General features: G+C 50.8%; 25 protein-coding genes. 12 read left to right on the top strand and 13 right to left on the bottom strand.

Features of this window, described 5'->3' with window-relative positions; translation table 11 throughout:
• Positions 1-1,179: a response regulator gene (locus L3D05_RS19810; protein WP_239618059.1), complete on the top strand. Its 1,179-nt coding sequence runs from the start codon at positions 1-3 to the stop codon at positions 1,177-1,179.
• Between the two features lie 156 nt (positions 1,180-1,335).
• On the opposite strand, the gene L3D05_RS19805 is transcribed toward L3D05_RS19810, so the two are convergent.
• Positions 1,336-1,563, bottom strand: a complete 228-nt coding sequence (locus L3D05_RS19805; RefSeq protein WP_239618058.1) for a hypothetical protein — start codon at positions 1,561-1,563, stop codon at positions 1,336-1,338.
• A 270-nt stretch (positions 1,564-1,833) separates the two neighbouring features.
• Here L3D05_RS19805 and L3D05_RS19800 point away from each other — a divergent pair, with 270 nt between their 5' ends.
• The 3 genes from L3D05_RS19800 (at position 1,834) to L3D05_RS19790 (ending at position 5,010) form a co-directional block, all read left to right on the top strand.
• Positions 1,834-3,318: an ABC transporter permease subunit gene (locus tag L3D05_RS19800; RefSeq protein ID WP_239618057.1), complete on the top strand. Its 1,485-nt coding sequence runs from the start codon at positions 1,834-1,836 to the stop codon at positions 3,316-3,318.
• The gene (locus L3D05_RS19795; protein WP_239618056.1) at positions 3,311-4,033 is read left to right on the top strand and encodes an amino acid ABC transporter ATP-binding protein; all 723 of its coding nucleotides are present in this window, start codon (positions 3,311-3,313) and stop codon (positions 4,031-4,033) included. The genes L3D05_RS19800 and L3D05_RS19795 overlap by 8 nt, the downstream gene beginning before the upstream one ends.
• Positions 4,034-4,137: 104 nt before the next feature.
• Complete coding sequence (locus L3D05_RS19790; protein WP_239618055.1) at positions 4,138-5,010, top strand: pentapeptide repeat-containing protein; 873 nt, start codon at positions 4,138-4,140, stop codon at positions 5,008-5,010.
• On the opposite strand, the gene L3D05_RS19785 is transcribed toward L3D05_RS19790, so the two are convergent.
• The 3 genes from L3D05_RS19785 to fabF form a co-directional block, all read right to left on the bottom strand.
• Positions 4,986-5,600 carry a DUF2812 domain-containing protein gene (locus L3D05_RS19785; RefSeq protein ID WP_239618054.1) on the bottom strand — a complete coding sequence of 205 codons (615 nt, stop codon included), beginning with the start codon at positions 5,598-5,600 and terminating at the stop codon, positions 4,986-4,988. The two genes, L3D05_RS19790 and L3D05_RS19785, sit on opposite strands and share 25 nt — an antisense overlap.
• Positions 5,601-5,616: 16 nt before the next feature.
• Positions 5,617-5,928, bottom strand: a complete 312-nt coding sequence (locus tag L3D05_RS19780) for a PadR family transcriptional regulator (RefSeq protein ID WP_239618053.1) — start codon at positions 5,926-5,928, stop codon at positions 5,617-5,619.
• Positions 5,929-6,136: 208 nt separating this feature from the next.
• A complete protein-coding gene (gene fabF / locus L3D05_RS19775; RefSeq protein ID WP_239618052.1) occupies positions 6,137-7,381 on the bottom strand; it encodes a beta-ketoacyl-ACP synthase II in 1,245 nt (414 codons plus the stop codon).
• A 132-nt stretch (positions 7,382-7,513) separates the two neighbouring features.
• Here fabF and L3D05_RS19770 point away from each other — a divergent pair, with 132 nt between their 5' ends.
• Entirely contained in the window at positions 7,514-8,347 is an 834-nt protein-coding gene (locus L3D05_RS19770; protein ID WP_239618051.1) for a helix-turn-helix transcriptional regulator, read from the top strand.
• A gap of 29 nt (positions 8,348-8,376) precedes the next feature.
• Here L3D05_RS19770 and L3D05_RS19765 read toward each other — a convergent pair whose 3' ends face one another.
• Positions 8,377-8,991 carry a TetR/AcrR family transcriptional regulator gene (locus tag L3D05_RS19765; RefSeq protein ID WP_239618050.1) on the bottom strand — a complete coding sequence of 205 codons (615 nt, stop codon included), beginning with the start codon at positions 8,989-8,991 and terminating at the stop codon, positions 8,377-8,379.
• A gap of 151 nt (positions 8,992-9,142) precedes the next feature.
• Here L3D05_RS19765 and L3D05_RS19760 point away from each other — a divergent pair, with 151 nt between their 5' ends.
• Complete coding sequence (locus L3D05_RS19760; protein ID WP_239618049.1) at positions 9,143-10,690, top strand: MDR family MFS transporter; 1,548 nt, start codon at positions 9,143-9,145, stop codon at positions 10,688-10,690.
• 345 nt (positions 10,691-11,035) lie between these two features.
• Here L3D05_RS19760 and L3D05_RS19755 read toward each other — a convergent pair whose 3' ends face one another.
• Positions 11,036-11,602, bottom strand: coding sequence for a hypothetical protein (locus L3D05_RS19755; protein WP_239618048.1), 567 nt, complete (start codon positions 11,600-11,602; stop codon positions 11,036-11,038).
• A 265-nt stretch (positions 11,603-11,867) separates the two neighbouring features.
• On the opposite strand from L3D05_RS19755, the gene L3D05_RS19750 reads away from it, so the two are divergent.
• On the top strand, positions 11,868-12,845 hold the full coding sequence (locus L3D05_RS19750) for a hypothetical protein (protein ID WP_239618047.1): 978 nt from the start codon (positions 11,868-11,870) through the stop codon (positions 12,843-12,845).
• A 3-nt stretch (positions 12,846-12,848) separates the two neighbouring features.
• Here the strand turns inward: L3D05_RS19750 and L3D05_RS19745 are convergent, their stop codons facing one another.
• Both L3D05_RS19745 and L3D05_RS19740 read right to left on the bottom strand, forming a co-directional pair.
• On the bottom strand, positions 12,849-13,631 hold the full coding sequence (locus L3D05_RS19745) for an alpha/beta fold hydrolase (protein ID WP_239618046.1): 783 nt from the start codon (positions 13,629-13,631) through the stop codon (positions 12,849-12,851).
• A gap of 137 nt (positions 13,632-13,768) precedes the next feature.
• Positions 13,769-13,987, bottom strand: coding sequence for a cold-inducible protein YdjO-related protein (locus tag L3D05_RS19740; protein ID WP_239618045.1), 219 nt, complete (start codon positions 13,985-13,987; stop codon positions 13,769-13,771).
• Positions 13,988-14,215: 228 nt separating this feature from the next.
• Between L3D05_RS19740 and L3D05_RS19735 the strand changes: the two genes are divergently transcribed.
• On the top strand, positions 14,216-14,911 hold the full coding sequence (locus L3D05_RS19735; RefSeq protein ID WP_239618044.1) for an ankyrin repeat domain-containing protein: 696 nt from the start codon (positions 14,216-14,218) through the stop codon (positions 14,909-14,911).
• Positions 14,912-14,972: 61 nt separating this feature from the next.
• On the opposite strand, the gene L3D05_RS19730 is transcribed toward L3D05_RS19735, so the two are convergent.
• Positions 14,973-16,547, bottom strand: a complete 1,575-nt coding sequence (locus L3D05_RS19730; protein WP_239618043.1) for an ABC-F family ATP-binding cassette domain-containing protein — start codon at positions 16,545-16,547, stop codon at positions 14,973-14,975.
• A gap of 170 nt (positions 16,548-16,717) precedes the next feature.
• Between L3D05_RS19730 and L3D05_RS19725 the strand changes: the two genes are divergently transcribed.
• Together L3D05_RS19725 and L3D05_RS19720 are read left to right on the top strand one after the other, a co-directional pair.
• Positions 16,718-17,437, top strand: coding sequence for a 3-ketoacyl-ACP reductase (locus L3D05_RS19725; RefSeq protein WP_239618042.1), 720 nt, complete (start codon positions 16,718-16,720; stop codon positions 17,435-17,437).
• 43 nt (positions 17,438-17,480) lie between these two features.
• Entirely contained in the window at positions 17,481-18,509 is a 1,029-nt protein-coding gene (locus L3D05_RS19720) for an NADH:flavin oxidoreductase/NADH oxidase (RefSeq protein ID WP_239618041.1), read from the top strand.
• A gap of 81 nt (positions 18,510-18,590) precedes the next feature.
• Here the strand turns inward: L3D05_RS19720 and L3D05_RS19715 are convergent, their stop codons facing one another.
• From L3D05_RS19715 to L3D05_RS19700, 4 genes are all read right to left on the bottom strand, one after another.
• On the bottom strand, positions 18,591-19,604 hold the full coding sequence (locus tag L3D05_RS19715; RefSeq protein WP_239618040.1) for an SDR family oxidoreductase: 1,014 nt from the start codon (positions 19,602-19,604) through the stop codon (positions 18,591-18,593).
• A 61-nt stretch (positions 19,605-19,665) separates the two neighbouring features.
• On the bottom strand, positions 19,666-20,502 hold the full coding sequence (locus L3D05_RS19710; protein WP_239618039.1) for a MerR family transcriptional regulator: 837 nt from the start codon (positions 20,500-20,502) through the stop codon (positions 19,666-19,668).
• Positions 20,503-20,548: 46 nt separating this feature from the next.
• Positions 20,549-21,496: an SDR family oxidoreductase gene (locus L3D05_RS19705; RefSeq protein WP_239618038.1), complete on the bottom strand. Its 948-nt coding sequence runs from the start codon at positions 21,494-21,496 to the stop codon at positions 20,549-20,551.
• Between the two features lie 4 nt (positions 21,497-21,500).
• The gene (locus L3D05_RS19700) at positions 21,501-21,650 is read right to left on the bottom strand and encodes a hypothetical protein (RefSeq protein ID WP_239618037.1); all 150 of its coding nucleotides are present in this window, start codon (positions 21,648-21,650) and stop codon (positions 21,501-21,503) included.
• A gap of 155 nt (positions 21,651-21,805) precedes the next feature.
• Here L3D05_RS19700 and L3D05_RS19695 point away from each other — a divergent pair, with 155 nt between their 5' ends.
• Together L3D05_RS19695 and L3D05_RS19690 are read left to right on the top strand one after the other, a co-directional pair.
• Entirely contained in the window at positions 21,806-22,123 is a 318-nt protein-coding gene (locus L3D05_RS19695) for a hypothetical protein (RefSeq protein WP_239618036.1), read from the top strand.
• Positions 22,124-22,158: 35 nt separating this feature from the next.
• Positions 22,159-22,449, top strand: coding sequence for a transporter (locus L3D05_RS19690; protein WP_239618035.1), 291 nt, complete (start codon positions 22,159-22,161; stop codon positions 22,447-22,449).
• The last annotated feature ends 72 nt before the right edge of the window (positions 22,450-22,521 follow it).

Here is a 22,521-nt window from a genome sequence, read left to right as displayed (position 1 = left end):
GTGAACATTCTCGTCGTCGACGACGAAGAAATCATTCGCAGCGGAATCGAACGGACGATCAGCAGAAGCTTCCCGGAACACCGGGTCTATCTGGCCGCCAATCCGCAAGAGGCCGTCCATTTGCTCCGCAATAAGCCGATCAACGTCGTGCTTACCGACGTGCTCATGCCCGGGATGACAGGACTTGAGCTCATGGAAGTTTCCCGCAAGAAACATGCCCACGTCAAATGGGTCGTGATCTCTGCTTATTCCGAATTTAAGTATGCCCAAGAGGCCGTTCGCTTGGGGGCGAAAGATTATTTGCTCAAACCGATCGGCAAAGATATTCTCATAGACATGATTGGTAAATTGGGAGGAGAAATCGCTAAGGAGCACGAGTGGTCCAAGGATGCCCATCTCTTGAAGGCCAATCTGCGGTTCCTGAGGGAAGCCGTGTTCTCCCGTTGGGCGGCCGGGTTAGACCTGCGGGGCATCGATCTCCAGCCTTTCACGGAAAACCACCCGCACTTCCATCTCGTCATGGTTCGAATGGAAAGCGATCGCGACGTGAATCTCGAGCATTTTATCGTGGAGAACGTTCTGTCCGAGTTGATCGAATCTTGGGGGAAAGGTTTCGTCGCAAGCATTGATGCCCGAAGCTTAATCGGGTTGGTCACTTTGAACGACGAGAGCAAATTAAACGGTCTAGTGGAACAATTGCGCAGCCACTTGAAAAGGTATGTCAAAGTTCCGTTTCAGGTTCTACATACGGATCGGATCGCGGACTTTGCCGTAGTGCCTTCCAAGGTACAAAGCATGCGTAACGCTGCCGCCACCCAAATGTACGATCATTATGCAAGTAGCGGCGATCAGTCGATCGCGGTCGCTATCCAGTATATCAAAACCCGTTTTCACGAAGAATTGAGCTTGGAGAAGGTAGCGTCCATCGTCTATCTCAACCCGGTTTACTTCAGCCAGCTCTTCAAGCAGAAGACCGGCACAGGCTTCAAGGATTACGTCACTCAGCTGCGGCTGGACCGGTCGATGGAGTTGCTGAAGGCCTCCGAATTAAAAATAACCGATATCTCGGAGCGCGTCGGCTATCCGGACGTACGTCACTTTTCCCAAATCTTCCGCAAAAAAACCGGACTCACCCCGTCCGAATACCGACTGAACGCAAGCTCGCCAGCCGAACTCTGAAGGTTGGGAATCAGATCGGCAAGGCAAAAAGGATGCAATCACGAATCGAATTCGCGATAACATCCTTTTTTTGTCTTACATCTACTTTGTTTTATAACGAAAATAACCCCTCCATAGATACGGGGGTTATTCCAATCATCCACTATATTTTTTTCTTTATTCTTTGGAAATCGAGGTCTTAATGAGGTCTTTCCTCCAGAAATCGATCACCGTATGATCGGCTAATTCCATTGAAGTCCACGAATTTTTATACTTCAGCCCGAATCCTTCCATTAATTCAATCGTCTCTTTGACCTCCGACTTCTTCACTCTCAGCTCCATCGATACTACGTTCGTAAGAATATTTTGTACGATCTCGTTGTCTGGAATTTTCAATTCGTTCATTCCTCTGCATACACCCCTAAGCTCTTCGCCGCAGGTGGTTTTTTGTCGCTTGGTCGTTCCATTCCCCATTATGGCCCATGGAAAATGAGGATAAACTTTGGCTACATGACTTAGCGATAGACTCCTATCGTATCACGATTGGTTGGATTTAAATACGCGAGGTAACAATTGGCAATAATAAACTTAACTTCGTTTCTTTCCATCCCCTAGCGAACGGCTTATACTACTTTAGGCTAATCAATGATACATCTGCACAAGAAAGAGGGACTTATGAAAAGAAATAGGATACGAATCGTACATGTTTCGCTCATCATCTTCGCGTTCCTGCTGCTATCTCTCGGTTCGGCAACCCCTGGGACGCCTGCCAATATGGCTTATGCAGCAAGCGAACCAACCGTTAAGAAACTCGTCATGGGGACTTCTCCCGATTATCCCCCTTACGAAAGCGTAGATGCGAAAAGCAACGGCGACATTGTCGGAATGGATGTCGACATTGCCAAAGCCATCGCAAGCGAACTCGGCTATCAGTTGGAAATCTCCGGCATGGACTTTAATGGCTTGATCGCGGCCCTTCAGACGAATCGCGTCGATTTTGTCATGTCCGGGATGTCGGTAACCGAAGAGCGCAAGAAGAGCGTCACATTCTCCGATAGCTATTACACGGCGCGTAATACGATCATCTCGCAGAAGAAAAAGGCTTACGATACCGTAGAGCAGCTTGCGGGCAAGCTCGTCGGGACACAACTTGGATCTATTCAAGATCAGTACGCGGCAACTATCGAAGGCGCTAAGCTTAAGAAGCTCAATAAAATCGCCGACCTCATTCAAGAATTGAATTCCGGACGAATCGATGCCGCCATCGTCGAAGATGCCGTCGCGGTTGAAATGATCCGGGCAAACCCGGATCTCACGATGAGCTTCGTGCCGGCTACGGAAGAAGACAACGGTTATGCCATTGCCTTTCCTAAACAGACCAAGCTAGTCGACGACTTCAATCGCGCGCTGAATCAGATGAAGGAAAACGGCGAGCTGCAGAACATCATCGACAAGTGGTTCGAAGAGAAGGATGCGGGCGAGAACGAACGCTCCGCATTTCTGAACATTGATTTTCGAGTGTTGGACGGATACGTGCCTTATATTCTGAAGGGGATCTACGTCACGTTGCTGTTCACTCTCGTCTCGGCCTTGCTCGGGTTAATCTGGGGAACGATCCTCTCTCTCTTCAAGATCTCGGGCATTCGGCCGTTGCAATGGTTCGCCACCGCCTATACCTCGATATTCCGCGGAACTCCATTGCTCGTACAGCTTACGCTTATCTACTATGCGACTCCGCAGCTATTCGACTTCGATATCCCTGCGTTGCTCGCGGCGGGTCTTGCGTTCGGGCTGAATTCCGCCGCCTACTTGTCCGAGACGATTCGCGGCGGGATTATGGCGGTCGACAAAGGGCAACGGGAAGCTGCAATCGCCCTCGGGGTTCCTTATCGGAAAATGATGGTGCGCATTATCTTCCCCCAGGCACTCCGTCATATTTTGCCCGCGCTGGTGAATGAGTTCGTCGCCTTGCTTAAGGAATCTTCGCTCGTCTCCGTCATCGGAGTCACCGAATTAATGCGCCGTGCCGATTTCGTCAGAGCCAGCACGTTCCGCTCCTTCGAGGCATTGCTGCTAGTCGCGGCTATCTATTACGTGCTAGTGCTCATCCTTACATCTCTTGCTCGCATGCTGGAAAGGAGGTTGCGTCGAAGTGATTAACGTAACGAACCTAACGAAAGCCTTTGGCAAAAATCAGGTGCTTAAGGGCATCTCAACTCAAGTCGATAAAGGAGAGGTCGTCGCCTTGATCGGACCATCCGGTTCGGGCAAGTCCACCTTTCTGCGTTGCCTCAACCTACTCGAAACTCCAACCTCGGGTACGATCACCATCGACGGAATGGAATTGACGAATCCAAAGAGCGACGTAGCACGTATTCGTCAGCGGATCGGTATGGTGTTCCAGCACTTTCATCTGTTTCCCCACATGACCGTGCTCGACAATATTACGTTCGCGCCTATCGAGGTTAAAGGTATGACCGTGGAAGCCGCGCGGGCGAAAGCGCATGAGCTGCTCGCCCGGGTCGGCCTATCCGACAAAGCAGACAGCTATCCGTCCCGGCTCTCGGGCGGTCAGAAACAGCGCGTCGCCATTGCGCGCAGCTTGGCGATGGAGCCAGATATTCTGCTCTTCGACGAGCCGACTTCGGCGCTAGACCCCGAGATGGTTAAAGAGGTTCTGAACGTCATTCGCGGGCTCGCCGATAGCGGAATGACGATGCTTATCGTTACCCATGAGATGAAATTCGCGCGGGAAGCCGCAGACACGATCTATTTCCTCGATGACGGGAAACTCGTCGAACGGGCGACTCCCGAACTGTTCTTCAACCAGCCGCAGAGCGAACGCGCCGCGCGATTCCTGGAACAGGTACTCTGAATAAAGAGCTCTTATCCTCGCCAGAAGGCGTGGGATAAGAGCTCTTGTTATGTTAAACTATAAAAAATTAGGAGATCGAGGAAGTAGAAGGAGATTACGTCACGATGACCGAGTATCATTCAGGAGCTGCGCACGACAGCATCCGTCTTAGCTTGCAAGCCGACTGCGATAACTGCTTCGGACTATGCTGCGTGGCGTTGCCTTTCGCCGCTTCGGTAGACTTTGCCATGGATAAAAACGGCGGACAGGCATGCCACAATCTGCAAACGGATTTCCGTTGCGGAATTCATACTACCCTAAGGGAACAGGGCTTTCGCGGTTGCACCGTCTATGATTGCTTCGGCGCAGGGCAACTGCTTTCCCAATATACGTTCGGCGGACGCGACTGGCGGCAAGCCCCCGAAACGGCTAAAGCGATGTTCGAAGCGTTGCCGATCATGCGACAGCTCCAAGAGTTGCTCTGGTACTTAACCGATGCGCAAACTTTGCCTGCCGCCCGCACGATCCACGATGCGCTCGGTTCGGCATACGCCGAGACGAAACGGCTTACGCAACTCAACCCAGATGCTCTATTGAAACTGGACGTAGCAGCGCACCGGGCGGATGTCAACGTTCTGCTCTTGCAGACTAGCGAACTCGTAAGGAATGAGGCCCGCCGCCGGCACAAGGGCCCTCTGAAGCAACCGAAGAAGATTGGCCGCGGAGCCGATCTCATCGGCGCCAACCTCAAAGGCGCAGACCTTCGTTACGCCAACTTAAGAGGCGCCTATCTCATTGCCGCCGACCTTAGGGGCGCCAACATGAGAGCGGCAGACCTCATCGGGGCGGACTTCCGGGACGCGGATCTCAGCGGAGCCGATCTGACCGATAGCATCTTTCTCACGCAAGCCCAGCTCAATTCGGCCAAGGGCGATGCCCATACCGAGTTGCCGCCCTCGCTTTCCCGTCCGAGTCATTGGTCCGTGTCATTCCGATAACGCCTATTCGCTTTGAACGCAAAAACAACATATAAAACAAGGGTAAGAGGGAGAAGAATCCACAAGAACCCTCTTAATAAAGCAAACGGCGTTTCAAAAAGAAAGGCACCCCAGAAATCCGTTCCGGCTTTTTCCCATAAACCCGGCGTATAATACAAGGCTTTCGGATTCAAAAAAACTTCCGCGTCAATAGCGCCTGTTGAAACGAGTACTGCAAATAAAGGGAGGAAGATGGAGGCAAGGGATAACCACATTTGGGCCATCCTTTTGTATCGGGCGGCTTTGGAATCCACATCCGAAAAAATATCCTCGTTGCCGGATTCCTCTCTTTTCTTAAAATACTGATGTCCCGAGCTTCTGGTTCCTGCAATGTGTTGCCAGCCGCTATCTTCGAACAAAGCGCGATAGTCCTCGAAGTCCTCCCGATTCTTGAAGGTGCGATAATCGATTCGGATAATCGCCTTTTCCGGTTTGACGCGTTGGAATTCGTATCCGATTGACTTTCTGACAAGCATGTACCCTTGGCTTGCCAGTTCATTCAACCACTTTTCTTCCTTGTCGAAGTTATGAAACCATTTCCACTTCCTCATCCCGTTCCCCCATTTCTTATTCAAAGTTTGCTTGTGTAGCTGCAATCATGTGCTTCATTCTTTCATAGTCGAGCCGCAAAATTTCTTTGCCCTTGTCCGTTATGACATAAACCTTGCGTCGGCTATCCTCGCTTCTGACTGGCTGCAGAAGGTTCTGTTTCAGCAAGTTTTCAATCGCCCCATACAGCGTTCCTGCTGCCATGCGAACTTGGCCCCCGCTCAACTCCTCCACCTTCTGCATAATCAAATATCCGTGTGCCGGTTCCACTAAAGCCAGAAGAATATAGTAAACCGTCTCCGTGAGCGGCAGGTTCTTATCTCTGCTCATGCCGTCCCCCCTCTTTGTTCAGCTCGACTTTATATCGCGTAACTGTATAGTTATACTATATACAGTTGAACTGTATATTGCAACAACCAAAAGCTGAATATTTATAAAACAAAAGACCGGGAACCTCCAGAGAGGCGGTTCCCGGTCTTTCGCAATAGACACTGGCTTAAGCGATGTTGTTCCCCTTCTCCCAATAGTTGCAGGGCTGTTATTGGTTATATTTCTTAAGTACGATAACCGCGTTATGACCACCAAATCCGAAAGAGTTGGACATCCCGATCTTGAGATCGGCCGCGCGGGCTACATTCGGAACATAATCCAGATCGCAGCCTTCCCCGCGCTCCTCTTGATTAATGGTCGGAGGGATGGTACCGCTCTGCAAACTTTTCACCAAAGCAATCGCTTCAACACCACCCGCAGCTCCGAACATATGCCCTGTCATGGACTTATTGGCCGTAACAGGAATGCGATAGGCCTCTTCTCCGAACATTTTCTTGATCGCTGCCGTTTCCGACTTGTCTCCAAGCTCGGTGCTCGTGGCGTGCGCGCTGATGACGTCCACTTCGCTCGGGAGGATTCGAGCGTCTTGAAGCGCCAATCTCATTGCGCGGTATGCCCCATCGCCTTCGGGATGAGTAGCCACCATATGATACGCATCGGAACTAGCTCCGTAGCCAATAACCTCCGCATGTATTCTAGCCTTACGTCTCAATGCATGAGACAACGATTCCATAACGAGGATTCCCGCTCCTTCCGCGATGACGAAGCCGTCTCTGCCGGCATCGAACGGCCGACTAGCCCGCGCTGGCTCATCGTTCCTCATCGACAAAGCCGTTGCGTTCGAGAAGCTGGCCAGCGAGATTTCGGAAACCGCCGCATCCGTTCCTCCCGCGATCACGATATCTGCCCTTCCGGATTGAATGTGATAGAATGCTTCTCCTATCGCTGTATTGCCGATCGAACATGCCGTTACCGGGGATAGCGTGGAGCCTAGTGTACCCAATCTAATGCTAATCGACGCCGCCGCCATATTGGATATCATCATCGGAACAAGGGTTGGGCTTACCCTCTCCGGTCCCCGTCGGTCTAACACGTTATACTGATCCATTAAAGTCTGAATGCCGCCGATTCCAGAGCCAACGTAGACGCCCATTCGTTCTTTGTTTATTTGCTCAAGATCGATCCCCGAGTCGAGCACCGCTTGGTCCGTAGCTGCTATGGCAAACTGGCTGAACCGGTCCATGCGGCGTGCCTCTTTGGGCCCTAACAGCTCTTTGGCATCAAAGTCCCGCACGACTCCCGCTATTTTCACCTTGAAACGATCCGTGTCGAAAGCATCTATGGCGGATACCCCTGAGTCCCCGCGCATCAGCCGAGTCCAGAAGGTATCCACATTGTTTCCAAGCGGCGTTATCGCGCCCATACCCGTAATGACGACTCTTTCTCTTTCCATAGCTAGTGCCTCCTTGAACGTGCTTGAATAAAACCCTATAATCATCATGTCACGCCAATTATCCTATTACAAGTTGTGGATTATCCTATTATAAATAGTAATACGATATTCCCTTGAAAGGGACGGTTAACTATGAATTCACAAACAAGGCTTCAAGCATTGTCCCAATTCTTAAAAGCTCAGCGGGCCAAGCTCACCCCCCAGTCGGTCGGTCTCCCGGAAGGTAGCCGAAGAAGGACGCCCGGGCTGAGAAGAGAGGAAGTCGCGCAGCTAGCCGGTGTTAGCCATACCTGGTACACCTGGTTGGAGCAAGGCAGGGATATCAAGGCATCGTCCTCCGTCTTGGATAACGTGGCCAAGGCGCTGCAACTGACCGTAGATGAGCGTAAATACTTGTTTTCCCTAGCCTTGGAGACCACCTCAGGCGCAGGCATCCATCGGGAAGAGCTTCCTCAAATTAACCCGTCTCTAAGAATCATTCTTCAAGAATTAACATACTGCCCTACGATTATTTCCGATCGCAAATGCCATATCGTCGGCTGGAACGAAGCGGCTGCCCATGTGTTCCTGGACTTCGAGCTTATTCCTCCGGAGGAGCGAAACATGATACGTCTGTTATTTACGAGAAAAGAATTGCAACGACTAGCCGTGAATTGGGAGCAATTCGCTAGCGGATTTCTGGCTATCTTCCGGGCGTATTACGGGCAATATGTCGAGGACGAATGGTACGAGGAGTTCGTAGAGGAAATGAAAGCAACCCACCCTGATTTCAATCGGTTATGGGAGCAGAGCAAGGTGAGCTCTGCGCCCGAGGTGCTGCCTGAATTCCGGCATGCCAAAGCAAGAAAGATGCTATTTCAGCTCACGTCGTTGCAAGTTCATGGAGATGCGGATTTAAGATGTAGCATCTACACGCCCGCCCCGGGTACGTCTACGAGATCGAAGCTGGAGCAGTTGATGCGCTAACCGTGACCGAGCCCGGCCTGCCGTTCCTGCTATTTGCGCGTACCGTCTATGAACAAACGAATAAACTCGGCCAAATATTGCTCCTTGGTATAGCCAAGCGTGTCGCGATGGTACATATATTGTTCGGGAGCGAGCGCGGACAATAAAAAGCTGGTCGTCAGCGTGACGTCGATCATCCGGGTTTCCCCTTGATCCGCGGCGAGATTCAGATAAGCGGCGACCAGGTCGCGCAGCCTGCCCATGACTGGGCGTTTATAGGGCATGAAGTTCTTCTTCCCCGCATACATACAGTTGATGGAGGCCAGCAGATCGACATGATCGTCAATGTAATCGACCATTTGGGCAACCGCGTCGCGAAGATGATCGAGGGCAGAGACGGACGAGTTTTCCAAACCGCGCTGCGCCTCCAGCTTATCTATGAATTGCTCCAAGCTTGTCCTGAGAAGGTCGGAATAGATCTCCCCCGGATGCTCGTATCGCCTATATAGCGTCCCTTGCCCGATCCCGGCTTCTTGCGCGATTTGATACATGTTGACCGAATCGATGCCGTTCCGTTCCAGCAATCTAGCGGCCGCCTCGAGAATGCGGCGGTGATACTCCGTGCCGGAGTTCGTTTTTCTATCGGTTTTATCTGTAAATTCCACGTCAAGTCTCCTTTCGCGGAAAAAATTCCATTTTTTGTTGACTGCGCGGACAATTGTCCGTTATATTTTAGTGGCGGACAATTGTCCGCACCCTAAATATAACACACAATCGATCGTCGATGCGTCCCTTCCTGGAAGAAAATAAACAAAGATGGCTGCGCATTCGGGAGTCGACGTGGAAGGAGTGGAAGAGATGGAGCAAGTCAGTACAACCGGCGGTTCCCCGTCGGAATTTCGGATGATCAGTATCCTCATCCCTTTGTTTGCCCTAATTCTGGGCTGTTTCATGGTCATTCTCGATACGACCGCCATGAATGTCGCCTTGTCCAAGTTGGTGGGGGAATTCCATACTAATCTCCCTACCTTGGAATGGGTCGTCACCGGATACATGCTGGCGACCGCCGCCGTAATTCCGCTGGCCGGTTGGTTGTCGGATCGGTTCGGCGCGAAAAACGTATTCATCACCTCCGTCGTCTTGTTCACGCTCGGCTCGCTGCTGTGCGCTACCCCGAACAGCGCGGAATGGCTGATCGTATTTCGGATTATCCAAGGGCTTGGCGGCGGATTCGTCATGCCGGTATCGATGGCTTACGTATATAGGCTTACCCCTCCGAATAAGATTGGCATCGTCATGGGAATGCTCGGCATCCCGATTTTGCTCGCTCCCTCGGTCGGATCGCTCGTATCCGGATGGCTCGTAGAATATCACTCCTGGCGGTGGATTTTCCTGATCAACATACCCGTCGGCATTCTCAGCGTTCTGTTCGGCCTCTGGAAATTGCCGAAGATCGGCCGGCAGAAGGTGGCCGGCTTCGACTTGCCGGGGATGATTACGGGACCGATCGCGTTCGCCTCGCTGTCGTACGGCGTAAGTTCCGGGGCTCACGATTGGACTTCCGTTCAAACGATATCGGGCCTTACTATCGGCATAATCGCCCTGATCGCGTTCATTGTCATCGAACTACGCGCGAAGATTCCGCTTCTAGAGCTCCGCGTTTTCCGTTCGAGAGACTTCTCGTTAGCCATCGTGGCACAATGGGTCGTTCAGTTCTCCCTGTTCGGCGCGATTTTCCTCTTGCCTCAATTCCTGCAGCAGGCCAGAGGCTTCGGGGCTTTCGACACCGGTCTTACGCTATTCCCGCAGGCGCTGGCGTCGGCATTCATGATGCCGATCGGGGGTTACCTGTTCGACCGGATCGGGGTGCGCTGGCTGGTCGTAATCGGACTTGGACTCGTATCCGGGGCAATCTACCAATACGCCCAGATGGACATGGCGACGACGCGCTCGGATCTGCTGCTTCCGCTTATTATGGCCGGCGGCGGGATGGGACTCATGATGATGCCTTTGAACTCGCATCTGATCAACAAAGCACCGCGCGAGTTGGTCAGCCGGGTCACCTCCCTGACCAATGCCATGCAGCAAGTCATCAGCTCGCTGTCGGTCGCCGGGGTCGTAACCATTCTGACCTCCCGCCTGAAAACCATTACCACCGCCGAAGGCGTCGCCCCCGACAACGTGCAAGCGATGATCGCACTCGCGCCGAAAGCTTTCGATTATACGTTCCGGGTCATGTTGATCGTCGCCTTGTGCGGCATCCTGCTGGGAGTGTTGCTGCGGCGAGGGAAGAAACCATCGGCCGATCAAGGCGCGCAAGCTCCAGCAACGGATCAAGCGCTCGAAGGTCTTCATATGGGCTAACCTTAAAGTCCCCGTCCTTGATTACAAGGCGGGGACTTTGTAGCTTTCATGATTATGTTCTCTTTCCAAACCCTCCCTAAGGAGCGCGATGTCCAGGGTTCAACGTCACGGCTGCCAAGGAGTTCTTTTCATCCGGTACAGTAGAGGTTCACACCTTGCACCGTTTTCTCTTTCCAGCTCTTGAAGGGGGAACGAGGGCACTTTTTTGGCCTTCGTGCTCCATTCGCGGCGGTCGTGGCTCGGCCAAGGCACTTTTTTGGCCTTCGTGCTCCATTCGCTGCGGTCGTGGCTCAATCATGGCACTTTTTTGGCCTTCGTGCTCCATTCGCTGCGGTCGTGGCTCAATCATGGCACTTTTTTGGCCTCCGTGCTCCATTCGCGGCGGTCGTGGCTCGGCCAAGGCACTTTTTTGGCCTTCTTGCTCCATTCGCGGCGGTCGTGTGGCTCGGCCAAGGCACTTTTTTGGCCTTCGTGCTCCATTCGCTGCGGTCGTGGCTCAATCAAGGCACTTTTTTGGCCTTCTTGCTCCATTCGCGGCGGTCGTGGCTCGGCCAAGGCACTTTTTTGGCCTTCATGCTCCATTCGCGGCGGTTGTGGCTCGGCCAAGGCACTTTTTTGGCCTTCTTGCTCCATGCGCGGAGGTTGTGGCTCGGCCAAGGCACTTTTTTGGCCTTCGTGTTCCATTCGCGGCGGTTGCGGCTCGGTCAAGGCACTTTTTTGGCCTTCTTGCTCCATTCGCGGCGGTCGTGGCTCGGCCAAGGCACTTTTTTGGCCTCCGTGCTCCATTCGCGGCGGTCGTGGCTCGGCCAAGGCACTGTTTTGGCCTTCGTGTTCCATTCGCGGCGGTAGCGGCTCGGTCAAGGCACTTTTTTGGCCTTCTTGCTCCATTCGCGGCGGTCGTGGCTCGGTCAAGGCACTTTTTTGGCCTTCGTGCTCCATTCGCGGCGGTCATGGCTCGGCCAAGGCACTTTTTTGGCCTCCGTGCTCCATTCGCGGCGGTCGTGGCTCGGTCAAGGCACTTTTAGTGCCTTGATCGCACGATTCTATTCGCACATGGCATGCGAAGGCCAAAAAAGTGTATTCCGCGACTATTAAGTTTTGTTATACTTTCAACATGCAAACCTTAATATGGTAAATATTACTTAATATAATGTTGTCCACTGAAGGAGCGTCTATGATGCCAGACCCGATTACATTGAAGCATTGGCATAAAATATTGATTATCTGGGTTGGCATACTCATTTGCGGATTCGCAATGTTTGTAGCCATAGGTAATAGCAACTGGCAAATGATTGTTTTGTTGAGTTTCTCGATGGCTTATTGTATTGCCGCGCTCATCGTCATGCGACTCCAATTCATTGCCTTGCGGCCCTTCCGTCCCGGTAAAGGCTTCTGGTACTATCGATCCGCCTACCTTAAGAAAATCAACGCCTTAACCGTCATACAAATCATTCTCTTTCTTACTTTTGTCTGGGTTTTAATATGGCCTCCTGATAATCACGGGAGTAAAAGGAACAGTCCGCTCGTCACTCTCCTATTCCTGATCGTTGTAATTCAATTGTTCGTTAAACCGCGTGGGCAACAATCTCAAGTTCCCGTGGACAATATATTCTTATTCGAATTAGAGGATCTTGGAATTATTCGTTCAACCGACGCGGTAGTGTACGCATACAAAGGATTTTCGAGTTGGGCAGCCGTGAACGATGGGGACAAAGTTCTTCTTTTGATGTCCGACCGTTTGATCGTCGTGCGCATGCTAAATCCGAATGAAGGCGAACGAATCGAAATCCTTCTGGGAGATATCGACCGTCTAGGAATTCTAACTCACGGCAAGCAAGGACTAGGACTGATCCTATCGGTTGGGTTATCGAATGGACCTATCCTCCGATTCACGTTGGATAATCGAAACCTTCAGTATTCCCTAGAAATATTCGTTAGCCAACTGCTAGGGTTACTGGATAAGAGAGGGCTCGGACAAGCAGATAACCCGGATTCGGCACTGCCGCCGCGCTTCCGACCGGAAGGTTATTCGCGCGTTAAACGCGACAGCATTCCGGTGATCCGGTCTATAGACTTGCGGATGAAATCTACGGCATCGGCTACCGAAGCTTCCCATCAGCCGTCGTTCGCCAACAAGAAAGTCCTCGAATTTTAACGATCAGCTCGTAAACTGCACCAGTAGCTGATTAAACTTGTCGCGTTCCTCCCAGAAAGAGCCATGGCCGCTATACTGAAAAGGAACAAGCAGCGAATTTTTTATTAGCTTATTGGCTTCCTGCGCTTGAGGGAACGGAACGATCTGATCATGGATGCCGTGAACAAGGAGCGTAGGTACCGTTATTTTGCCAAGATCGCCACGCACGCTCTCGTCTCTTAAAGTAACCATGATCGCCGCGGTCGCCCAGCCGGCCGCTTGTAACCCCATCTGAAAAAACCAGTCCGAGAACGGTCCCGTAATATACTGAAAGAAGAAGAGATCCGTTACTCCCTGCAGCATTTTAGGCCGATCATTGAGCGTTCCCGCAATAAAGTTATTCGTGACATCCGCAGGAACGCTAGACGAAGAAACTGCGTCGATAAGGACAAGCTTGGATACTCCATAGCCATGGTGTCTTGCCATGTACCGAATCGATATTGCCCCGCCGGTGGAGTGCCCCGCAAGCGTGAAATCCTTTAACTGTAAGGCCGCTACAACGGCTTTGACATCATCCGCCAATCTGTCGAAGCTGTAACCGCTGAACGGCTTATCCGAATTGCCGAACCCTCTCCAGTCCATGCCTATACATCGATATCCCATCGCCGGAAGCACATTAAACTGATATTCGAACTGCTTATGGCTTAACGGCCAACCATGTATAAATAGGATTGTCTTATTCCCCTTCGGGTTAACATCCTCTACGAATACTTTTACACCCTGTTCTACCGTTACATAGTACCCCACACCGATTCCCCCGCTTCAATAGAGTGCTATCCACAATAAGATACTCAGCGTAGGAGACTTGGGTGAATGTCTACACTTTCTGGAATTTCGGCAAAAATAAAATGGCCATCCTAAGATGGCCATCTTCCATTCACTTCTTATCGAAGCCACTGATCGGCCTCTTTTTTCCTAGGTTCGGCTTTATGTTTCTTGATAAGCTTCGGCAAATGCTTAATGCCTCGAATCATGTTCCCTTTGCATATAGGACATTCAGGCGAACCTGAAGTAGCCAGCTCCTCCCGCACCCAAGCCTTACATTCCTTGTTTACGCATCTCCAGATCGGCACCGCCGAAAGATCAGGTTTAGTCGTTTCCACTTATTCTGCCACCTCAAACGAAACTAGAGTACCCGGAACTCATCGCTTTAATTCCGAAGTCCAGATTTGCAAGTTTACATCCCGGCAGACGCCTTTGTCAAACTTTTCGTGCCCGGCGGCGGCCTACCTGTTCGATCGGATGATTAAGATAGATTTAAGAATTCGTTTCTTCGGCTTTAACAATTACCTTATATAATAGAGAAAAGCATTGTGAAGGGAGCCGCATCTATGAAAAAATGGAATTCAGCGCTTTTGGCTGCCGTTCTCTTATTTACGGGATGTTCGGCTCCGCTCCAGGAAACGAATCCCACAGAGAAGGACGTGAACGTCATGAACAATCCACTGATTGCAGCCGCCGAACGAGGAGACACAGTAAATCTCCGGAAGCTGGTTGAAGAAGGGGCTGACTTGAACGCACAAGATGCGCAGGGGAGAACCGCTATTATGGCCGCGACTTATGCCGACAAACCGGATGCGGTTCGTCTATTAATCGAAGCCGGAGCGGATATTAATAAGCAGGACAATAAGAGAAACAATCCGTTCCTATATGCGGGGGCCGAAGGACTTCTGGATATCTTAAAGCTGCTGATCGAGGCGAAGGCGGACACGAAGCTCACCAATCGTTATGGAGGTAACGCTCTCATTCCCGCCGCGGAGAAGGGCCATATAGACAACGTAAGAACGCTGCTCACGACAACGGACGTGGACGTCAACCACATCAACAATCTGGGCTGGACGGCTTTGCTTGAAGCCGTTATCTTAAGCAACGGCGGAACGAAACACCAGCAGATCGTCCGATTGCTCATCGATCACGGCGCGGACGTCAATATCGCCGACAACGACGGAGTAACTCCGCTAGAACATGCCAAAAGGCAACGATTTGCGGAAATCGAACGCTTGCTGGCGGACGCTGGTGCCCGATAAGAAAAAGGATTAATAGAAAAGCCGGGTACGCCCTTCCTAAGGGCGGCCCGGCATTTTTGTTCTACAGATTCTGCTCGCTTATTCCCGATACGGGGTCGAACGTCAGTATTTTGGTCCCTATTTTGTCAATAAAGAACCGATCATGGCTTACCGTAACAACGGCGCCCGGAAAATGGATCAACGCTTGCTCCATGACTTGAATGCTCGTGAGGTCCAGATGGTTGGTCGGCTCATCCAATATAATGACTGCGGCACCGGAGAGAAGGCATTTCGCCAGCGCAACCCGTGCCATCTGTCCGCCGGAGAGGCTGCTAATCGTCTTGCTTAGATCCATCTCCGAGAATTGCAGCATCGATAGGAATTTGTTCACCTTTTTCCGCGGGGCATCCAATCCCAATCCGTAAGTGTTCACCGCGTGGCTAACGGTATCCTTAGGATTCAGCTCTTCCCACATCCGGTTGAAATAGGCGTAGCTGACGCCTTTCTCCCAGACGACCTCGCCGGATTGAGGCTTCTCCTGACCCGTAAGCACCTTAATGAGCGTAGATTTCCCGCTTCCGTTGGGACCGACGATGACTAGGCGATCTTCCTTCTGAATATCGAAGCTGATGTTCTCGAAGATCGTCCGATCTTCGTACGCCTGCCCGATCTTCTTCACTTCGCACAGCTTGTCCGGGAAACGCAATCTCTCGTAAATATCGGTGATCAGAACGTTCACGGGATGCGGCTCTATCCGCTTCTTGTTATCCGCCAATTGGCGGGAGAGACGATCCTTGGAACCGGATTTCCGGCTCGCGCGATTGTCGATCGCTTCAGACTCCATCAGTAGAAGCTCTTCCTCCCACTCGAACTGACGGTCCAGCTCCTTCTTGCGCATCTTCTTCTTGCGGACGTAGTCGGTGTAATTCCCTTCGTATTCCTGAAAATGATAATTCTCGATCTCGATCGTACGCGTGACGACTTTGTCGATAAATTGCCGATCATGCGACACCAGGATCATAGCGCCTTTGAACCGGTACAACCATTGCTCCAACCAAGCAATCCCTTCGATGTCCAAGTAATTCGTCGGCTCGTCGAGCAAGACGACATCGGGTACCTGAATTAACATCTTGGCGAGCGCGGCACGGTTTCTCCAGCCCCCGGACAATTCATCGACGGGTTGATGGCGCGACCTCTCGTTGAATCCCAATTTCGTAAGAACCGTGTTAATCTCGACGGAGACGTTCCAGCCATCCAAATGCTCCATTTGCTCGAATAGCTCCGCCTGCCTCGCGAGCAGCGCGTCCATCTCGCCGTTATCGGTAACCGTCCCAAGCTTTTCCCCGACTTCCTGCAGCTCCCGTTCGATAAGAGCCACCTGCTCGAAGCACATCTCCAGCTCTTGCTGGACGGACAGGCTTCCGGTCATTTCCGAGAATTGAGAGAAGTACCCTACCTTCACCTGAGGATCGATTTCCACTTTGCCGGACGTAGGCTCCTCTTTCCCCAGAATCAGCCTGAATACCGTCGACTTACCTGCACCGTTCCTTCCGATCAGTCCGATACGTTCCCCTTGGCTCAAGCGAAAATAAATATCGCGAAAAATCATGGCCTCTTCATACTTCTTAGTGACGTTCTCCAACCGAATTACGCTCATCGCTATCACCCTTCTAAGTCCAACAGTCTACGGTGATTATAACACTTGATCGCTAGTTGCCTTTAGGATAATTAACGATACTATGTTACTTTGAAGTAGGGTACTTGCTCTAAGCACTCTGAACATCAATAATAAACGGAGCGACAATCCGTTACAAAGGAGAGAGAAATATGAATTTACGCAATCAAACCGCGTTAATTACAGGTGCGGGCAAAGGAATCGGCAAAGCTACCGCAATCGCCTTGGCCCAAGAGGGCGTTAATCTTGGATTGCTGGCACGTAACCGCGCAGACCTTGAGTCCCTTCAGCAGCAATTGACGGGCACCTATAGCATTAAAGTGAGCATTGCTACGGCGGATATTTCAAACCGTGGCGAAGCAGAACAGGCAGTAGAAACATTGATCGGGGAGCTGGGCTCCCTTGATATTCTGCTTAATAATGCCGGAACTGCCCAATTCGGCAAGTTGGTCGATATGGCTCCGGAGCAATGGGAACAAATAATCCAAACGAATCTGATGGGTACGTATTACGTCACCCGCGCCGCGCTGCCAACGATGTTGAAGCAAAATGGGGGAAGTATCATCAACATTGCTTCCACCGCCGGAGAACGCGGTTTTGCGACCGGTTCCGCGTATTGCGCATCGAAGTTCGCCGTGCTTGGATTAACGGAAGCGCTCATGCAAGAGGTTCGCAAATCGAACATCCGCGTTACTGCCCTCACGCCATCGACCGTGAATACGGAGCTAGCCGTTAAAGCCGGACTACCTATAGGCGACGAGGATCGCATGATGCAAGCGGAAGATGTAGCCGAGCTCATCTTGGCCGCATTGAAATTGCCGCAACGCGTCTTCATGAAAACGGCCGGAATCTGGACCACGAACCCGCAATAACCGCAATCCGATAGGCGCTAATATAGACTTGGAGGTTATTCGTATGCGTCAGAAACTATTTTCATCATATGATCTGAAAGGCTTGCACCTCGATAATCGAGTCGTCATGGCGCCAATGTGCCAGTATTCTGTGAAAGCTAAGGATGGTAAGCCTAATGAGTGGCATTATGTTCACTATCTCAGCCGCGCTATTGGCGGGACGGGGCTTATCATCATGGAAATGACGGACGTTGATCCCGATGGCCGGATTACCGATTATGACTTAGGATTGTGGTCGGATGAGCACATTCCGGCATTCGCCAAAATTATTGACGGCGTACACTCTCACAATGGCAAAATCGGGATTCAAATCGCACATGCCGGTCGCAAAGCGGAAGACGCGGAAGTACCCGTTGCCCCATCCGCGATACCCTTTCCAGGAGCGACGTACAAAATGCCGCGCGCCCTTACGACCGACGAAGTGCAGAACGTCGTCCAACAATTCGCCGATGCGGCCCGTCGTGCTGTCAAAGCTGGCGTAGATACGATCGAGCTTCATGGAGCTCATGGCTATTTGATCCACCAATTCCAGTCGCCGCTCACCAACAAGCGCGATGATCAATACGGCCAAGATCTTGCCCGTTTCGGCGTAGAAGTCATTCAAGCGGTCAAAAAAGAAATGCCCGCGAATATGCCCCTCCTCTTCCGCATCTCCGCTGTGGAGTATGCGGATGGCGGATACGACATTGATCATGCCATCGAACTGTCCAAAGCTTACCAAGCTGCTGGCGTAGATGCTTTCCATGTTAGCTCGGGCGGAGAAGGACCCGCCGGAGAGAGAAAACCCGGCAATTACCCGGGATATCAAGTGCCGTTCGCGCGTAAAATCCGCGAGGCTTTGAATATCCCCGTCATTGCAGTCGGCATGCTCGAAGATCCTGCTCTTGCCGAATCCGTTATCGGCAGCGAAGACGCGGACTTCGTCGCGATTGCCCGGGGCATGCTGCGCGATCCGTATTGGGCTACGCATGCGGCCTTTACGCTCCGCAATGAGCCGAACAACCTACCGGAACAATATAAACGCGCTTATTAATTAGCTGCCGCTAACAAAGAGACCGTTTCTAGCCCTTTCACAGGCTAAAAACGGTCTTTTCCAATCCACGCAAGTTCGGTCCTACTCGTTTATCGTCTTCAAGGCAACGTCCAATGCGCCAATTACCTTATCGCACCAAATATCGAATTCCTTATCTTCTTTTTGATATTCAGGATGGGCTAGAATGTATTTAACCGTTTGCTTAATCCCTTGGTCCAGTCGAGTCGTTGCGACAAATCCGGGAACGAGCCTCTTAAGCTTCGAATTATCGAAGACGACGGAGTTAGCCTTATCTCCCAGCAATCCACCTCTATAATCCTCTTTACTGCAGGCTGCCAAAAATTCCGATGAAACATGGACGGCATTGAGCTTTACTCCAAGCGCATCGGCAATGATCTCATAGATCTGATTCCAGGTCACGGTCTCGTCCGAAGTAATATTAACGGACTCCCCGATCGCGTGAATATTCCCCATTAGACCAATAAAACCTTTTGCAAAATCGCTATTGTGCGTCATAGTCCATAGAGAAGTCCCGTCTCCATGAATAATCACTGGTTTGTTCTCCAACATACGCTTGGCAACCTGCCACGATCCCTTTCCATGTACCCCAAGCGGGATGGAACGTTCGTCATAGGTATGGCTTGGCCTTACGATCGTAACCGGGAAACCATTCTCGCGATACTGTTTCATTAGGTAATCTTCGCAAGCGATTTTGTTTCTCGAATATTCCCAATAAGGGTTAGATAAAGGAGTTCCCTCCGTAATTCTATAATCGGACAATGGCGTTTGGTATGCGGAAGCCGAGCTAATAAATAGGAACTGCTTCGTTTTGCCGTTGAACAGTCGATAGTCTCTTTCCAATTGGGCCGGTACGAACGCTATAAAATCGGCAACGACATCAAACTCCAAGTTTTCAATTAACTTCGATACTGTAGCTTCGTCGTTAATATCTGCTTTAAGGATAGTTACGCCCGCTGGCAAGGCATCATTTCGGGTACCCCTATTCAGAAGGTAAAGCTCGTTTCCTTGTTCCAACAACTGCTGAGTGATTGCAGAGCTAATCGTTCCCGTTCCCCCAATAAATAGTACTTTCATGATCCACCTCCGCAAAATAGTAAAGCGACTTCATTCCCTCCTTACGATAGCAGTTAGCCTCTTATTTGGAAACAGGAACTTGAAGCTCTACGAGCACATTGTTGAAATCGCGATGGTGATTTTCCCGACCGAACAAGTGCAGTTCTCTAACTGGCCCTGTCGCCGAATATCCGTTTACCCCTAACCAAGTAAAAAGCTCTAATAGGGCTTTACCTGCCCCCATAAAGGGCCCTTTGTAAATCAAGCTCGCAACTACGGTCTCCTGGGGGACCTCATAGATAACGACATTTCCGTTTGGGACTCCCTTATTGGAACCAAGGCTAACTGCAACCTCGATGTCAAAATTCTCTTCAATAAATTCAGTCATGTGATAGAATACATATTCTTGCTGCACGACGCTCTTACTTTGGGATAGCCACTCATCAAGCTCATCGAACATTCGGCAACGGTAGGCGGGCATATCCTGAGGTTTCGGTACGATTCTACGGATAGCTGCAATAGATAACGCGGGTACTTGCTTCAACACGACTTCATACTCAGGCTTCTCGCCGAACTTCTCAAGCTGGTTCAACCTTATATCAATACTCTTTAATTGTTGGGTAGCATCGCTTATTTGTATGGTCAGTTCCTGTTTCCTCTGATTCATCATTCGTTTCATTTCATCGATCGTCACGCCTTGATCGATCATGGAAGAGATTTGATCCAGCGAAAATCCAGCGTCCTTCAACACCAGTATTTGATTCAGCCGAATTAACTGGTCATATACGTAGTACCGATAGCTTGTATTGGATTCGATATACGCCGGCTTTAATAAGCCTACCTCATCATAATGTCTAAGCGTTCGTATCGTTACTTGCGCTATTTTCGAAAAAAGTCCGATTTTAATATACTCTTGCAACTGAGTCCCTCCCCGTTTAGCATCACCCACAATCTTCCATTAATGTTTATTGTACCATCTTTCTATACCAGTTGATCGTGCGCTTAACCGCTTCTTGGTGCGAAGTCGTCGCGAAATTTCCGAACTCTCGAACAAATTTACTGTGATCGACAACAAACGGTTGTTCAAACTCATACAAAATTTCTTTAATTTCCTTCATCATCGGATGAAACAACGCCAATATCGAAACTACGCTTCGCGGAGTCGTTTTTATTTTGCATGTTTTGCCCAACTCTTCGAATACGATTTGCAGCAACTGTCTTGTCGTAATCGTCTCCGCGCTTGGAACGTGCCACACTTCCCCCATTGCTCGATCCTCAAGTCCTAACGCAGCCAGCCCCCTGGCAAAATCGTCTATATAGGTGTACGTATGCGGCATATCCAAATGACCAAGCACGTCTACCGGCTTTCCTTGTAGGGCGAATCCGAATACCCTCTCGCCCATAAACGATTGCAATACCCCGGGACCGTAATAATCGGATGCTCTCCCGATCGCCGCGCGTACCTTGCCGGATTTATGGGCATTCATGATTTCCTCCGCCATTCGGGCCCGAGTGATGCCCTTGTTCCCTTGAGCTCGGTAGGGAAGACTTTCGCTTAACCGCGTACTCGCTTGACCATACATATACAGATTATCCGCGTAGACGAGCTTGGCATTAGCAGCGGCTGCCCCCTCTACTATGCCCGTTGTTAAGGCCGGAAATCGAGTTGGCCAATTCAAGTAACCCGGCTGCGCGCAGTGGTATACGACAGACGCATTTTTGCATATTTCTTTCGAAGTAGACACCTGCGATGCATCTCCTCGGATCACTTGAACCTCCTCATCTCCCTGCAGCGTACCGCTGCGATTCACCATCCGAACGTCTTGCTCCCCACGCCTTTTCAACTCGCGCAACAACGCCATTCCTAAGGGTCCCGTACCGAATATCACATGAGTCTTCGAAGTATGATTCATTATTTTATCTCCCTCCAATATTAACTTGCTGTTTCTTCTTGAAATGATGAATTGCTATCCCTAGCCCGCATAACAGCAACATGCCGAATAACGGGGCCAGGGGCTGAGGAATACCATTAGGATTGGCAATGAAATAGAAGGAGTTTGTTTTCATTGAAGAACCCTCCAGCTCAATTGGTTTAATTGAATTGTAGAGTCTTCCGTAACGAGAGAGTCAATCGTTGATTAAAACTGTTCTATCCTCATGGCGTAACGTCGAACTGGGCCCCCGCATAGACTAACCCATGTTCGAAAATGACGGAGGTTCTCATGATGAACTCGAAAAATACGGCACTTGAACAAACGCAAATCTATCAGTGCGATTCCAAAGTTCAGCAAACGTTGCAGTCGGTGGGCGACCATCTTCACAAGTTGTGCGCAGGCCACGCCAATCGACTGGTTAAGGTCGAGACCGTACACGGCGACGTCTTTGAAGGGCATATCGTTCATTGCGACAGAGGAATTCTTTACTTATGCCTATCCAATGAGGGATACAATCGTGCCTTTTTCCCAGGTCCCCCCAACCCTGTTAGCGACTTCGTGCTTCCTCTTGTTTTGTTTAACCTTCTCACTATCTCGCTACTCTAACGCGAGGAAAGTCGACTAACTAAGGAGTGATGAACATGGCCTTTACGCCGCCCTTCGGACCGCAAGGCGGGCAACAGCCCCCCTCTTCGCCGCCGCCTCAAACGATTCCCCCGAAACCTCTCACATCGACGTTTGCCATTGATCCGGGTGCAATATCCCGCTGCATGTTTCGCTATACGTATATTTGGCCGCGCAACGGAGCAGGCTTCTGGTTTTACCCCGTCTTCGTCGGTCGGACATCGATCTCGGGATTTCGTTGGAACGGTTTCTTTTGGATGTTCTCGGGTTTTGACCTTCGGAGTATCGAGTCGTTTTCTTGCTTTTAATGAGGATAAAAATGGCAAAGAGCCGGAAGCTCCCGATGATTGCGGGGACTTCCGGCTCTTCTTTAGAAGGGA

Origin of the sequence: Cohnella mopanensis (genome assembly GCF_022352055.1) — a bacterium.
Taxonomy (GTDB): domain Bacteria; phylum Bacillota; class Bacilli; order Paenibacillales; family Paenibacillaceae; genus Cohnella; species Cohnella mopanensis.
This window is presented reverse-complemented; position numbering and strand designations above follow the sequence as displayed.